Source organism: Mesorhizobium sp. NZP2298 (assembly GCF_013170825.1).
Classification (GTDB): Bacteria; Pseudomonadota; Alphaproteobacteria; order Rhizobiales; family Rhizobiaceae; genus Mesorhizobium.
In genome coordinates this window covers 7,026,157-7,040,885 of record NZ_CP033365.1, presented here as the reverse complement: position 1 = coordinate 7,040,885, position 14,729 = coordinate 7,026,157, and the positions used below count along the sequence as shown (strand labels likewise).

Genomic DNA, 14,729 nt, shown 5'->3' with positions numbered 1-14,729 from the left:
CTCGAGCCGCCGCGCCTCGTCATTGGTCAGAGCTGGGAATTCCTTTCCGAGGGCGCGGCTCGATAGGGGCCACCATTCTGGTTAAGGAAACGGAAGAGCAGATCGATCAGCCGCTCGGGCATGTCGATAAAGGCATTCACCTATTGCCGGAATTGATCGTAGCGCTGCAGAAAAGCTGTTTCGCCAGGAAGGTACCGTTCGATCGTCCGCCGAGCGCAGGCATAAAGAAATTCGGCGTGCGGGGTTGAATCGAAGTATCGGTAGAAATCCCCGGTGTCATTCAGCACCCGGACGTTGAATTGCGGCGTCGGTTCCCATTCGACCAATGGCAGAAGGCGCTTCGAATTGCTCTCCAGCACGCGCCTGTACTCGTCGATCTGGTCCAGGATCGCGGCCGAGACGGGAAACACCACTCCCGGCGATTGAAGCGGTGCATGGCAAGGACGTGGTGGATCAGGTAGCGGTGAATGCGGCCGTTTCCGTCCTCGAACGGATGGATGTAGACAAAGCCGAAGGCGAAGATTGCGGCGGCGACGACTGCATCAAGGTTTTGCGCTGGGCCTTGATCGAACGCAATTCCAGAAACAACTTTCTGAAGGGCGTCGCAAGGCAAGACATTGTCGGCGCTGATCGTCGCCCCAACTGATCCAAGCATCGGTTCCTGCTTGGGTCCAGCGCCCTAGGCGACGCCATGGTCGGCGAGCGCTCTGGCTGACCTTAATCCATTACCCAAGAATCACAGGGTTCCATTGCGCTGATCGAGACGGCTTTCTAGCCCTATCCATGCCATGGATGCGTTCCATCCAAACAACCAACTTTACGGACCTGCCATGATGCTGCATAGCGAAATACCGGCAGGCACCGATCGATCACTCCACTTCCTTGATCATTAGATGAGCGCGCCAAAAGATTCCATTAGAAGGAGAACTGTGGATGCCCCTGTGCCAGTGGATGCCCTGCTGTTCGGCGGAACTCTGAGGGGTCCTTACGCCACACCGTGTTGTAGAGACCGCATACCTGAACAGCAGGTGCCTGAGAACGATGGCGCTTGCAGTAGAAAGTACTAGCCCATTGCAACATTACCCCACCCTGCCTGTCCACTAGCAAAGCGAAATCATGAAATTCGGGTCAAGCGGCGTTCGAGGTTTGGCTTCGGAATTGGTCGGCAAGGCCAGCGGACTTTATACCGAAGCTTTCGCTTGGCGTTTGATTTCCAGCCGGGTTCAGCCGAATAGTTCAGTCTTCATAGGCCGCGACCTACGTGACAGCAGTCAGGCGATAGCCAACAATTGCATGGCGGCGTTGGCCGCAAATGGTTTCCAGCCGATCGATTGCGGCACCATACCCACGCCTGCCCTGGCACTATATGCATGCAAACATGGCGCGGCGGCTCTTATGGTCACCGGGTCGCACATTCCAGCCGATCGCAATGGCATCAAATTCTATGGCCCGAATGGTGAAATCAGCAAGGCGGATGAGGCCGCGATTACGCGCTTTGTAGCCGAAAGATCAATTGCGTATTGCTTACCAACGGCTTGTCTGGGAACGACGTGGCCTATGCACCGTGAAGAAGCGATCGCCTCTTATCGAGAGCGCGCCCATGACATGCTGGAGCCGGGCTCACTTTCCGGCATGAGACTTGGTGTCTATCAGCACAGTTCGGTCGCGGCGGAACTGTTGGTACAGGTTCTTCGATCGCTCGGTGCCAGCGTGGTCGCCGTCGGGAAAACCGGGACCTTCGTACCTGTCGATACCGAAGCCGTGGACGCAGCAACAATCGCAAAATTGAAGAAGTGGGTCCGCGAATTCGGTCTCGATGCCATCGTGTCGACCGATGCGGACGCTGATCGGCCACTCATCGCTGATGAAAATGGCGATCTTCTTCGCGGCGACCTGGTTGGGCTTGCAACGGCTCTTTTCCTGAAGGCAGACACGATCGTGACGCCAGTGACCTCCAATTCGGGAATTTCGAAGGCCTTTGGTTTCGCGGTCCAGAGGACAAAAGTCGGGTCTCCATTTGTCATTGAAGCAATGGAAGCATTACACGGCGCCGGCGGCGTCATCGTCGGCTTTGAGGCCAATGGTGGTGTTCTGCTGGGCTCGGATTGTGTGGTGAATGGGAAGACATTGACTGCACTGCCGACGCGGGACTCATTCCTCCCGATTTTGGCCGTCCTCAGTACCATGGCGTCGACAAAAAAGAAGCTGTCGCGACTGCGCGGGCTTTGGAATCTTCCTGTGTGCGCCAGTGACCGGCTTCAGAACTTCCCCGCGGAAAGTTCGCGCAGATTGATGGATCATCTCGCAAGCCGGAACGCACTGCAGCACTTTCTTGCCTCGTTCGGGACCGTCGCCGAAATTGACGAAACCGATGGCCTCAGGGCGCGGATGCTTTCAGGTGAGATCATACATCTGCGGCCTTCCGGCAATGCCCCGGAACTGCGCTGCTACTCGGAAGCTTCGACCGAGAGCAGGGCCATGGCGATCGTCGCCTCGACGCTGCAAGGGGCACATGCGTTCGCGCTTACAGACGAGATAGAGGACCTTTGATGAAAGTGGTTCCGGTCATCATCAGCGGTGGAGCTGGTTCGCGGCTCTGGCCCGCCTCAAGGCAATCGCACCCCAAACCTTTCCTCAAGGTGGCGGATGGACTTTCGCTCATCCAACACACCGTGTTGCGCGCCGCTTCGATGCAGCATGTCGTGGAGCTTGTTACCGTGACGTCTACGGGGCACCTCTTCCTTACGAAAGACGTTTTCGACGAGCTGGATTCCGTTGTTTTGCCACGCACCTTTCTGCTTGAGCCTGAGGGTCGGGATACCGCCGCCGCCGTCGCTGCGGCAACCGTCCATGCCAAGGCAACACAGGGTCCCGATGCTGTTCTGTGTGTCTTTCCCGCCGACCATATGATTGGTGATCTGCCCGCATTTCAAACCGCCATGAACCGGGCAATCGAACAGGCGCAGCAGGGGCGTATCGCAACCTTGGGCATAACCCCGGATAGGCCAGACACCGCATTCGGCTACATCGAGGCCGACGGTGAGAAAGTTGTCCGGTTCGTCGAGAAACCGAACGCCGAGACTGCCAAATCTTATGTCGCGTCCAAACGTTTCTTCTGGAACGCCGGCATCTTCTGCTTCAAGGCGCAGGTCATGCTCGACGAAATGGCTGCGCATTGCCCGCAGGTGATCGATGCCGTTCTCGATAGCTATGATAACGCTCGCGTCAGCCACGGCGAACATGTTGCCAGCGTCGAACTCTCATCTGAGCACTTCGCCATGGCGCCGCGTATTTCACTCGACCATGCGGTGATGGAAAAAACCCACAATCTCGCTGTCGTTCCCTGCGAAATGGGGTGGAACGACATTGGATCTTGGAACGCAATGGCCGAACTGGTCGCCGCTGACGGGAGCGGCAACAGGATTCGCGGCGATGTCCATGTGGTCGACACCGTGGGCAGTTACATAAGCTCGGACAAACGCGTCATCGGCACCGTCGGCATCAGCGACCTGGTGATCGTGGATTCCCCCGATGCATTGCTTGTTGCATCCCGCGATCGCGTCCAGGACGTCAAGAAACTCTTCGAGGGCCTCAAGGCTGCGGGACATGAAGCGCACTTGCTTCACAGTACCGTGCACCGGCCCTGGGGCACCTACACGGTTCTGGAGGAAAGCGAGCGCTTCAAGATCAAGCGCATCGAGGTGAAGCCGGGCGGACGCTTGAGCCTGCAGATGCACCATCACCGCTCCGAGCACTGGGTCGTGGTCAGCGGCACTGCGAAAATAGTCAACGGCGACCAGGAGCTACTCCTGACCACTAATCAATCCACCTATATCCCTTGCGGCCACAAACACCGGCTCGAAAACCCCGGCAATATCGGACTGGTGATGATCGAGGTCCAAAGCGGCGAGTATCTCGGCGAAGATGACATCGTGCGGCTTGAGGACGTATACGGTCGAACGTGACAGTCCAACGTGACATGCCCTACGGTGGCTGGCAGACCGAACCTGCGTCGGCATGTGGGCTGTCAGGCGACCGGCGGCTAGGCAAGGCGAGGCAAACCAGAACAGGTTTTATGAGTATGGCTAGTGAGCGATGTCGCAACGACAGGCTGGCCGAATTGTTGAGACGGCAGTTTTCCGGCGAGATTGTCAGACGACATTTGCGCATCCGATGTAACGGCATGCGCTGCTACAGCCGCTCGAGTTGCGGAAGCTGATCGGCAATATCAGTCGATCAGGTGCGCGATAAGGTTCGTTGCCATGTACGGCAGGCGCGAGATGAGCGGCCTGGCACTCTGACGGGGTAGGCCAGCATGCGCCGGGCCTGACTGGCGGGGGCTCGGAAGAGAAACGCGGCACCGGCTGACGAAGATAATACGCTCCTGCGCGCCGGTGACGGACCGGGGCCATTAGGCGTAGGCGCAGCGCTATCGCCATGCCACGTGGACAATCCTATTCGGGCTGGGCAGATGGACGGTAATTCCAGCTTTCGACGGCGTTGACTTCGTCGATGCAGACCGGCCCCGATGCACCGCAGTCCTCGCATTTCATCACAACGCGCGCCTCGTCCGTCTCATATGGCCTAACCTCGCAGCTTGTGCAGAACGGGCAAGGGATCGCTTTCATCGTGACGAACCTTCCTGATGGCCTCGGGTGGTTTCGCCGAAATCTTTCGTCTAAGCGCTCGACTTCGCAAGCGCTGATCGTTGTGCCGTAGTTCGGCGCCACCATCGGGTAGGGATATTTTGTCCACATGCCCTCGTACCATCAACCGGCTAGCCGGTTCTCTCTGCCTCTCGTGCGGGCCAAGGTTACATCCGTGTCGCCCAGCATGAGGCCGATCTTCCGCAGAGCGAATCGATTCCGTAGAAATAAGAATTCTGCCACCGCCCCGCCGCCGTAAAGGTTTTGATCCGACCTGGCAGGCGGCGGGTAATCTTCAGAGGCCGACGTCAGGCAGCGTTCGGGATACCCCAGATTTCATCGAAGATACTCTCAGCCAAGCCAAGCGCCCGAGCGATCCGATCGCGATAGCCCTTGTCGAAACAATGGCCAGATTCGATCAGCCCGACCTCCTCGACCGTCAGACCGCTGGTCACGGCAACGTCCTCGGTCGAATAGCCAAGATGTTCCCGACATGCCTGGATTACGGGTTTTCCGTTTGAGATTGCGGTAAGCACTGCCTCGGGCAGCGCGAAAGGCGTTGCGGTCATTTTGCCTCCAAATGCAGAGAACGGCCATTCGATAACTCGAAACAAGCGGCGGCCGATGTTGAAATAGGATGCCGAAACAGCCCGAGCCGGCGGCATCCAAAAATGCGATCACTCTCGAACGTGTGAGAGGCGCTACGCTAATATGGCGGCCGCCGCCGTTTAGATCAAGAACCTTGGCTCGCTTTACGAGGATTGCTCCAGTGGCCACAATTCGACGACACAGTGCAGCGCCGTCATCACGCTCACATCGATGATTGCGCGGCCGCTTTAACGCGCCGTCGGCTTGCGGCGCGATTGAGGAGCCGCGATCTGGCGGTCGGGCACTAGGCGCACCAGCTCGCGGACCAGCGTCAAAGTATCTGCGGGACTGTCTAGCGATGCTTGCCGGCGGCGTTCATCTTGAGCTTTAATACCGTGTGGTCCCCTCCCGGCCATGCAGGAGGCCGGGTGCCCATCGGACAAGACGCTGAGGGACCAACATCTCTCTGTTTCAGCCCGACTGTTGGCTGTCAGATCCGCGACACCGGAGCAGGGCTGCGCTTTGCTGCGAATTCCTTCAACCTATTGAATGATGACCAGAAAATCCCCCGGAGGTTCCTTCTGCTCAGTTGGCACGACTTTTGATGCTTCTCGAGAGGCGACAGGAGATACCGACTGGCGTTCATCGTGGGTGATATCGCGCAATGCAACGAAGGAAGACAATATGTCAGGTCCGCGTCAGAATCGATTTTATGCAAAGAGGATTGCCGCCTTTAGCGCAAGGCGTTCACGAACCGCATATCAACAATGGCTTCCGTGCAAAACGCAGGGAGATCACTTGTGAAAATCCTATTCACTACGGTGGCTGTCGCGTTGCCGGCCATCGCTTTTGCTGCGCAAACAATCCCCGTATACCTCAGAGAAACAGCACGGGCCACCTTCAAGCCTCTACCATCCATCACGCCGACAGTCGCCAACAACCCGATCACACCGGAGAAGATAGCCCTGGGCAAGGCAATGTTCTTCGATCCACGCGTCTCGGCGTCAGGCGTCTTGTCGTGCAATTCGTGCCACAACTTGGCCACGGGGGGCGACGACAATCATGAAAGCTCGATCGGCCATGGTTGGCAGAAGGGACCGCGCAACGCGCCGACGGTACTGAACGCTGTCTTCAACATAGCGCAGTTCTGGGATGGTCGTGCTGAAGACCTGAAGGTTCAGGCCAAGGCACCGATCCAAGCCGCTGTCGAAATGGCCAACACACCAGGTCAACTCATCGCCACGCTCAAGTCGATGCCGCAATATGTCGAGTGGTTCAATTCAGCTTTCCCCGGCGAAGCCGATCGCGTCACCTTCGAAAACGTCGCCAAGGCAATCGAAGCCTTTGAGGCGACACTGGTCACACCGGCGCCCTTCGATGCCTTCCTCAACGGCGATGACGCCGCTATGACTTCCGAACAGAAACAGGGCCTGACGCTTTTCATGGACAAAGGCTGCTCGTCCTGCCACGGCGGTATCAACGTGGGTGGGGAGGGCTATTCCCCATTCGGCCTCGTTGAAAAGCCCAACACCGATGTCCTGCCGGAAAACGACAAAGGCCGATTTGCCGTGACCCATGAAGCCGACGATTCCTATGTTTTCCGCGTGGCGCCGTTGCGCAACGTAGCACTCACCGCGCCATACTTTCATTCGGGCAAGGTTTGGGATCTAAAACAGGCCGTCGCCATTATGGGGACCACCCAGCTCGGCCAAGAATTGACGGAAAAAGAAGTCGACCTGCTCGTTGCCTTCCTTAATTCGCTGACCGGAAAAGTACCGGAGGTCGCCTATCCCGTCTTACCCGCCGAAACGCCGACAACGCCTCGACCTGTATTGCATATCCTCCCGCAATGATTGGCCGGAGCTGGCTAGTGAAGGTCGCAATCACGAATGATTGCGACCTTCACTGGGACGAGACGATCATGACTTCCGGCGAGGCCTATCCAACTGGAAAGCTAGGGGACTTTCATTTCCGAATTCAATTGAAACGCTAAATGAAAACCTGACCCGTCGACGCCCACTTGCGTCACGACAGCATGACCCGCCTTGCCGGCCCCGTCGATCAGACGCACCGACTAGCCGACTGTGTCGTGATGTGTCGTTCCATGTACCCCCTACCCCCGCTTTAGATTCGCTGACAAGCTCGCAACCACCTGATCGAGCCATCGCGGATAATATTCCGCGAGCCGCTGGCGTGCGCCCAGCAGAAACCGGATGCCTTCAGATCCACCCCTTCAAAACGTGCTCGATGGCGTTGCGACGCGCGAGCCGCTGTTCCAGCTCTGCAAACGCATCGATATGAAAACAAAGCTGCGGTCAGCCAGCGACGTGGCCCGAGCATTTGTCAATGCACACCGCAAGTGCCGCTTGCTCTCGGACTATCTCATCCATATAGCTCGGCGCAACAGAGGAAGCGCCAGTTGTTCAGTCATCGTCAGCCGCGACCTCCTGTGCAATTCGTTCTAACAAGGAAGAAACTATGAGGCGGCAGACCCGACCGTTCACTGTGGAGGTCAAACAAAAGCGCAATTATCAAAAACGGGGCCATTCCATCTGGAGCGATGTCGATCTCTCCGCGGCTATAGCCGACACAACAAGGGAGCTCAAAGATATGGATCTGCCAAATCGTCGGCTGATTGACTCTAATGTCATAGCCCTTGATGCTGAACACGCGCACAAACCGCAAGCGGAGTATCTCATGGCAAATCCCCTAGACGCTGAATCAGTAGAAGCTGCAACCGAACACGCTCCCAAAGGAAGGACGCCTGAAACGAAGAAGAAAACCCAACCTTCGCGGAAGGCCAAGACTGAGCCTGGTCGCAAGAATGGCGCCAATACGGCGTCCCCGGCGGAAGCAACAGCAACAGCAGCGGCCGTGCGGAGCGCCCGGAAGGTCTACTCCGGAAAAGAGCGCGCCCAAATGCTCGCTCAGGTCGAGACGTCGATCAGCGGCGGCACCACTCTCAAGAGCGCCGTAAAGCAGGCGGGTATATCGGAACAGACCTATTATCACTGGAAGAAGGCCGCGGCGCCTAGATCTGATGGCGACGATCTGAAGGACCTGGTCGCCCTCGAGAAAGAAAACAAGCGATTGAAGAGCCTGCTCGCGGAACGCCTACGCACAGAGAACGCGGAACTGAAGAGGAAGCTAGGGCTGCAATAAGGCTTCAGAAGATGCCGCCATTCGACCAGACGGTAGAACTGTGATCGAAGGCTCGCCGGCTGTCGGATGGACGGAGATTTTGCGCACCAGCACCCTGATCTGTCGCGGCCGAGACAGGAAAAACCACTCCCGGCGGATTGAAGCGGTACATGGCAAGCACGTGTCAATCAGGGATCGGTGAACGCGGCCGAAGGCAAAGGATGACAGCATCAAGGTTTTACGCTGGGCCTTGATCGAAGGCCACCATTCCATCGATGGCCGCGGCGGATTATCAGGGCGAAGTCAATGGGACGCGGATGCTGTGGGATTATAGCCCACCCATGCACAGGTACTTCATTTCGAGATAATCCTCGAGGCCGTGGCGCGACCCCTCACGACCGATCCCTGATTGCTTCATTCCGCCAAAGGGTGCGGCCTCGGATGACATGCGTCCCGTATTGATGCCGACCATTCCGTATTCGAGGGCTTCAGCCACGCGCCATACGCGCTTTAGATTGGAAGCGTAGAAGTAGGCTGCAAGACCGTAAATCGTGTCATTCGCCTCGCGCACCACCTGGTCGGGATCGTTGAAGCGGATTATGGGAGCCAGCGGTCCGAAGGTTTCTTCCTGAGCGACCCGCATTGTCCTTTCGACGTCGGTGATCACCGTGGGCTCGAAGAAGGTTCCCGATTCGCCGATACGGTTGCCACCGCAACGGATCTTCCCACCCTGCCGCACAGCATCGCGAATATGATCTTCAATCTTTGCAAGCGCGCACTTATCGATCAGGGGACCGATCGCAACTTCTGGCTCGAAACCGTCACCGACGCGCAATGCACTGACGCGGTTGGTGAATTTGTCGCAGAATTCATTATACACGCTGGACTGTACGTAAAGCCGATTGGCTGAAACGCAGGTCTGGCCTGCATTCCGAAACTTTGCCTGTAGCGCACCATCGACGGCAGCGTCGACGTCTGCATCATCAAAAACAATGAAAGGAGCGTTACCACCAAGTTCGAAGCTGGTTCTTTTGATCTGATCCGAACACTCCCTCATGAGCAGCCGCCCGACCTCGGTCGACCCAGTGAAGCTGATCTTGCGGACCTTCGGGTTCGAGCAAAGTTCACGCCCAACCGCATCGCCTTCCGATGCGTAGATCAAGTTTAGAACGCCATCGGGAAAACCTGCCATCCGGGCAAGCGTGAACATAGCACCCGCGACAAGCGGTGTTTGCTCCGCGGGTTTCAGAACAATCGCGCAGCCGGCGGCAAGCGCAGGCGAAATCTTGCGAGCCACCATCGAGGCGGGAAAATTCCAAGGAGTAATGGCGCCGACAACACCGATCGGCTGTTTGATTACCAGCATACGCCTGTCGTTAGAAGGCGGCGAAATCGTCTCGCCATAGATGCGATTGGCCTCCTCGGCATACCATTGGAGGTAGGCTGCGGCATGGGCGATTTCAGACTTCGCCTCTGCAAGCGGCTTACCCATTTCAGCCGTCAAAATGGCTGCAAGATCCTCGCTGTGGTCGAGGATCAGTTGGTGCCATTCCCATAAGATGTCGGAGCGCTCGCGCGCGGTGAGCGCCGCCCAATGTTCCTGCGCAGCTTCAGCCTTATCGATTGCCTTGGAAACGTCCCGGACATCCATATCTGGAAGCTCAGCCAACAGCTCGCCCGTTGAGGGATTGAACACCGAAAAACGCCTCGTGGATTGCTCCGCCTTCCGACCAGGCACACCGGCCAGATCGTCAAATAGCTCGGGATTTTTGAGACGTCTCGTCAGCGACTGTGTCACGGTCAAACCGTCGTCCCCCTTCATGGTTAAGTTACTAGCTTCGCAACGTACTAATAAGCACACCTTGTGCCAGATGATCGGACGAGATCGTTCCGGCCCTCCGTCATTGCAAGCGCAGCTTCCCGACTGATTAGCCCATAGCAATGACAGCCTCAATCACGAGTCGCGCTAAGGCTTTCGCTCCATAACAGGCAAGCGCGGATAGAGCTCGTGAAGAGCTGGCATAGGCGGAGTCGATCATCGAAATCGCCGACGTTGGCAACAGCACTGCGGTATCATTCTTTGAGCGGCTTCCACGGCCGCTCATATCAGGCATATCGAAAACCGACCGCCATGGTCGAACGTGCCATCGATGTAGTGGCTTGAGCGCTGCTAAGTCTTGATAGTCGCGCACAAAGCCATGTTTGTTCAGTTCGCCACCCGAAAGCTCCACTGCGACGATGTAGTGTGGCCGTGTAGGCGCGCGCACTACAATATCACGCGAGCCCAAACCTTTTCCGACCGGCTCCGTCCCAAAAAAAGGGGGCGGCGTCGCTGCCGCCCTCTCGGTATTTGAAAGCTGATAGAGGCTAGATTAGAAGTCCATGCCGCCCATGCCGCCCATGCCGCCGCCGCCCATGCCGCCAGGCATGCCGCCGCCGCCAGCCGACTCCTTCTTCGGAGCCTCCGCGATCATGGCTTCGGTGGTGACCAGCAGGCCGGCGACCGAGGCCGCGTCCTGGAGAGCCGTGCGCACGACCTTGACCGGATCGACGATGCCCATGGCGATCATGTCGCCATATTCGCCGGTCTGGGCGTTGAAACCGAAGGTCGCGCCCTTGTTCTCAAGGATCTTGCCGGCAACGATCGAGGCTTCCGCACCGGCGTTGGCCGCGATCTGGCGGGCCGGAGCCTGCAGCGCACGACGCACGATGCTGATGCCAGCGGTCTGGTCGGAGTTTGCGCCGACAGCGTTGATGCTCAGCGAAGCGCGCAGCAGGGCAACGCCGCCGCCGGGAACGATGCCTTCTTCCACGGCCGCGCGTGTCGCGTTCAGCGCATCGTCAACGCGGTCCTTCTTTTCCTTGACTTCGACTTCCGTCGCACCGCCGACGCGGATCACCGCAACGCCGCCCGCGAGCTTCGCGAGACGTTCCTGCAGCTTCTCCTTGTCGTAGTCCGACGTGGTCTCTTCGATCTGCTGCTTGATCTGGGCAACGCGGCCCTGGATCTCTTCCTTCTTGCCGGCGCCGTCGACGATGGTGGTGTTCTCCTTGGAGATCGACACCTTCTTGGCGCGGCCGAGCATGTTGAGGCCGACGTTCTCGAGCTTGATACCGAGGTCTTCGGAGATGACCTGGCCACCGGTGAGGATGGCGATGTCTTCCAGCATGGCCTTGCGGCGATCACCGAAGCCCGGCGCCTTGACGGCGGCGATCTTCAGGCCGCCACGCAGCTTGTTGACGACCAGCGTGGCCAGAGCCTCGCCTTCGACGTCTTCCGAGATGATGAGCAGCGGCTTCGAGGTCTGCACGACGGCTTCGAGAACCGGCAGCATGGCCTGCAGGTTGGAGAGCTTCTTCTCGTGCAGCAGGATGTAGACGTCCTCGAGATCGGCAACCATCTTGTCGGCGTTGGTGACGAAGTAGGGCGAGAGATAGCCGCGGTCGAACTGCATGCCTTCGACGACTTCGAGTTCCGTCTCGGCAGTCTTGGCTTCCTCGACCGTGATGACGCCTTCATTGCCGACCTTCTGCATCGCTTCCGCGATCATCTTGCCGACCGACTCGTCGCCATTGCCGGCGATCGTGCCGACCTGGGCAACCTCTTCCGAGGTCTTGATCTTCTTGGCGTTCTTGATCAGCGTCGCGACGACGTCGGTCACGGCAAGATCGATGCCGCGCTTCAGGTCCATCGGGTTCATGCCGGCGGCAACCGCCTTGTGGCCTTCCTGGACGATCGACTGCGCCAGAACGGTCGCGGTCGTGGTGCCGTCGCCGGCGATGTCGTTGGTCTTTGAAGCGACTTCGCGGACCATCTGTGCGCCCATGTTTTCGAACTTGTCTTCAAGCTCGATTTCCTTGGCGACGGTGACGCCGTCCTTGGTGATGCGCGGGGCGCCGAACGACTTGTCGATAACGACGTTGCGGCCCTTGGGGCCGAGCGTGACCTTCACCGCGTCGGCAAGGATGTTGACGCCGCGCAGCATGCGCTCGCGGGCGTCACGGGAGAATTTTACGTCTTTGGCAGCCATTTTGTACTCCTGGGCATTTCGCCCGAAATTCAGATTGGATGGTACGGATGAAAGGCAGCGGCGTGTTAGCCGATGATGCCCATGATGTCGGCTTCCTTCATGATCAGAAGGTCTTCGCCATTGAGCTTGACTTCGGTGCCCGACCACTTGCCGAACAGGATACGGTCGCCAGCCTTGACGTCCAGCGGGACCAGCTTGCCGGCTTCGTCACGAGCGCCGGAGCCGACAGCAATGATCTCGCCTTCCTGCGGCTTTTCCTTTGCCGTATCCGGGATGATGATCCCGCCGGCGGTCTTGGATTCGGATTCGACCCGGCGAACGACCACGCGGTCATGAAGCGGGCGGAACTTCGACTTTGCCATTTTTTCTTCCTCGATGAGAACGGTGAGAAAAGCGTCCGGCGACGCCGGATAACTTACAAAGCTCGGCTATGCCGGCCTGCGGTTAGCACTCACCAAGGGCGAGCGCTAACAATGCGACGAGATAAGCCCTAGGCTGGGGCTAGTCAAGACAAGAGGGTGGGCGATCACGATTTTCCGGACGATGCAGCCCTGAAAGAGTCGAGCCAATCGATGGTGTTCGGAGGCTCGACCCACAGGATGAATCCACCCTGCGGATCGGTAACCATTGTGCCTTCCGCGATCTGCCAGCGCGCTTCGTCGCACCGTAGAGAGCGAGGTGAGGGGCTGAGCATTTGGTAGCGCCGAGACGTGCCGAGCTTTTGCGTGGAGTGGCCATGCGGGATGTCTCCTTTAGCATCATCTCCCGCACCAGAGGCTTGCCCGTTCATGGGACTGTATTTCTATCCACAGGGTGGATGCATCTCATCGAAACAAACGATTTTATCAATCTTCCGGAATCTCGCGTTTGACGTCAGCACCTCACACGCCCTGATCGCCCGCTCCCCTCACCAGAGCGGCAGATTTTTTTTAGAGGTACTCGGACTGAATACGCGTTCCCATTCACGTTAGTTGTGGATAACAAGGCTGAATTAACATGCAAAATCTGCGCATCTAAATCGATTTGAGCAATCACGGACGTTGCGGACCAGAATCGCCGTCACCCTGAAATCGACAAGGCATCGGCTATCCCAAAATCGGGGCTTGACGTTACGTAAGGTCCTATGTTTTCCGATGTGCGGGAACGACTTCCAGTCTCAGCCCAAGGGCAACGAAAATGAGGGGCAGCAATGGTGGCTGGCGAACCTAATGACGTGCGGGTCAAGCGTTGTAGTGGGGGATGGGTTGTTCATATTGTCGAGGACGGCAAACTGACAGTTCTTCGGTTCAAGACACAGTTTCCCGCCGAAAATTACGCCGATGGCCAACGAGCCAGGCTCGGTCTTGCTGCCAAGCCACCGATCGACGAACCTGATATGTAACGCGATCAGGCGTCGGATGGCTGGCGAGCCTTGGCGCCGGCGGGAAACACTTTGCCGAAGGCCCACCTCAATGCTGCTTGCGGCCGTTCGGCTAGCCATATTCGCGATGATGGTTGGCACCGCTGCCGATGCGGAAGACGGTGGCCTGCTTGATCGACACGGCGGCAAAGATCATGAAAAGCCAGGTCGTCAAGGACCCAGCCGCGGCGCTTGAGAAAGCAGAAAGAATTTGCAAGCCGCCACCGCAAGTAACCTGAGACAAGGGTCAGACATGCAAACCGCTGTTCGCGGATCAGCAGCTGCGAGACATTGCGCCATCCCACGAAGGCCCACGGTGCCCAAGGCGCAGTGGGCATCGGCCCTTTTTCAGCAACTTCGTCGAGTCTTAGACCAGACGCTCTTCAGTGCCGAGGCTCGCACATCTGCGGAGCGCGGCTCACGCCCCGGAAACCAAGGCTGGAATTGCCAAAGCTTCATTCGCCTCATCAAGGATCGAGAAACTGTAACGGCCGTCTGTGTCAAGATCGACGGAGTAGCTCAGGCGGTCGAGTATGTAGTTATCCTGGTCGAACGTGACGATGCGCGGCTTCAGCGAGGTGATATGCGCTTCGTCCAGGTAGATGGAGTTGCAGACGATAATTGGGTCGTCGGGCTGACAGGTGCGAGCCGCCGCTCCGTTGAGGATGCAGCACCGTGAACCGCGCTCGCCGAGGATGACATAGGTCGAAATCCGCGCACCGGAATTCTTGTTCCATATCTCCACGAATTCCATCGGCAGGATCCCGGCTGCCTCGCAGTGGTCGGGGTCGAGCGTTATCGAACCATGGTAGTTGAGGTTCGCTTCGGTGACGTGGATGCCGTGCAGCTTGCCGGCGACTAGTTTTCGCATTGGTCGTTGTCCCTGTATTCATCGTTCAAGGTCAGTCTTGGCAGTTCGGTTCG

Annotated in this window: 11 protein-coding genes; 5 read left to right on the top strand and 6 right to left on the bottom strand. The window is 57.9% G+C overall.

Annotated features, from left to right (window positions below; translation table 11 throughout):
* Positions 1-280: 280 nt before the first annotated feature.
* Positions 281-523 carry a Fic family protein gene (locus EB231_RS35680; RefSeq protein WP_340163221.1) on the bottom strand — a complete coding sequence of 81 codons (243 nt, stop codon included), beginning with the start codon at positions 521-523 and terminating at the stop codon, positions 281-283.
* Here EB231_RS35680 and EB231_RS35675 point away from each other — a divergent pair.
* The 3 genes from EB231_RS35675 to EB231_RS33385 all read left to right on the top strand — a co-directional run bounded on the left by EB231_RS35675 (position 431) and on the right by EB231_RS33385 (position 3,965).
* Positions 431-646, top strand: coding sequence for a hypothetical protein (locus tag EB231_RS35675; protein WP_244673249.1), 216 nt, complete (start codon positions 431-433; stop codon positions 644-646). The two genes, EB231_RS35680 and EB231_RS35675, sit on opposite strands and share 93 nt — an antisense overlap.
* Before the next feature lie 470 nt (positions 647-1,116).
* On the top strand, positions 1,117-2,550 hold the full coding sequence (locus EB231_RS33390) for a phosphomannomutase (RefSeq protein ID WP_172352506.1): 1,434 nt from the start codon (positions 1,117-1,119) through the stop codon (positions 2,548-2,550).
* Positions 2,550-3,965 carry a mannose-1-phosphate guanylyltransferase/mannose-6-phosphate isomerase gene (locus tag EB231_RS33385; RefSeq protein ID WP_006334012.1) on the top strand — a complete coding sequence of 472 codons (1,416 nt, stop codon included), beginning with the start codon at positions 2,550-2,552 and terminating at the stop codon, positions 3,963-3,965. Before EB231_RS33390 ends, EB231_RS33385 begins: the two co-directional genes overlap by 1 nt.
* Positions 3,966-4,954: 989 nt before the next feature.
* Here EB231_RS33385 and EB231_RS33375 read toward each other — a convergent pair.
* On the bottom strand, positions 4,955-5,215 hold the full coding sequence (locus tag EB231_RS33375) for an XRE family transcriptional regulator (protein ID WP_027033144.1): 261 nt from the start codon (positions 5,213-5,215) through the stop codon (positions 4,955-4,957).
* Between the two features lie 786 nt (positions 5,216-6,001).
* Between EB231_RS33375 and EB231_RS33370 the strand changes: the two genes are divergently transcribed.
* Both EB231_RS33370 and EB231_RS33365 read left to right on the top strand, forming a co-directional pair.
* Positions 6,002-7,087 (top strand): cytochrome-c peroxidase, encoded by a 1,086-nt coding sequence (locus EB231_RS33370; protein WP_032925888.1) that lies wholly within the window; start codon positions 6,002-6,004, stop codon positions 7,085-7,087.
* Between the two features lie 625 nt (positions 7,088-7,712).
* Positions 7,713-8,396: a transposase gene (locus tag EB231_RS33365; RefSeq protein WP_246740833.1), complete on the top strand. Its 684-nt coding sequence runs from the start codon at positions 7,713-7,715 to the stop codon at positions 8,394-8,396.
* Between the two features lie 307 nt (positions 8,397-8,703).
* On the opposite strand, the gene EB231_RS33360 is transcribed toward EB231_RS33365, so the two are convergent.
* The 4 genes from EB231_RS33360 to panD all read right to left on the bottom strand — a co-directional run bounded on the left by EB231_RS33360 (position 8,704) and on the right by panD (position 14,676).
* Positions 8,704-10,197, bottom strand: a complete 1,494-nt coding sequence (locus tag EB231_RS33360) for an NAD-dependent succinate-semialdehyde dehydrogenase (protein ID WP_172352505.1) — start codon at positions 10,195-10,197, stop codon at positions 8,704-8,706.
* 550 nt (positions 10,198-10,747) lie between these two features.
* Entirely contained in the window at positions 10,748-12,406 is a 1,659-nt protein-coding gene (gene groL / locus EB231_RS33350; protein WP_006333967.1) for a chaperonin GroEL, read from the bottom strand.
* A gap of 65 nt (positions 12,407-12,471) precedes the next feature.
* On the bottom strand, positions 12,472-12,768 hold the full coding sequence (groES, locus tag EB231_RS33345) for a co-chaperone GroES (protein WP_006333965.1): 297 nt from the start codon (positions 12,766-12,768) through the stop codon (positions 12,472-12,474).
* A 1,455-nt stretch (positions 12,769-14,223) separates the two neighbouring features.
* Positions 14,224-14,676: an aspartate 1-decarboxylase gene (gene panD, locus EB231_RS33340; RefSeq protein WP_006333949.1), complete on the bottom strand. Its 453-nt coding sequence runs from the start codon at positions 14,674-14,676 to the stop codon at positions 14,224-14,226.
* Positions 14,677-14,729 lie beyond the last annotated feature (53 nt).

Coding starts and splice junctions, on each gene's coding strand:
- EB231_RS33390 (WP_172352506.1), top strand. CDS start 1,117: ATGAAATTCGGGTCAAGCGGCGTTCGAGGTTTGGCTTCGGAATTGGTC.
- EB231_RS33385 (WP_006334012.1), top strand. CDS start 2,550: ATGAAAGTGGTTCCGGTCATCATCAGCGGTGGAGCTGGTTCGCGGCTC.
- EB231_RS33375 (WP_027033144.1), bottom strand. CDS start 5,215: ATGACCGCAACGCCTTTCGCGCTGCCCGAGGCAGTGCTTACCGCAATC.
- EB231_RS33370 (WP_032925888.1), top strand. CDS start 6,002: ATGGCTTCCGTGCAAAACGCAGGGAGATCACTTGTGAAAATCCTATTC.
- EB231_RS33365 (WP_246740833.1), top strand. CDS start 7,713: ATGAGGCGGCAGACCCGACCGTTCACTGTGGAGGTCAAACAAAAGCGC.
- EB231_RS33360 (WP_172352505.1), bottom strand. CDS start 10,197: ATGAAGGGGGACGACGGTTTGACCGTGACACAGTCGCTGACGAGACGT.
- groL (WP_006333967.1), bottom strand. CDS start 12,406: ATGGCTGCCAAAGACGTAAAATTCTCCCGTGACGCCCGCGAGCGCATG.
- groES (WP_006333965.1), bottom strand. CDS start 12,768: ATGGCAAAGTCGAAGTTCCGCCCGCTTCATGACCGCGTGGTCGTTCGC.
- panD (WP_006333949.1), bottom strand. CDS start 14,676: ATGCGAAAACTAGTCGCCGGCAAGCTGCACGGCATCCACGTCACCGAA.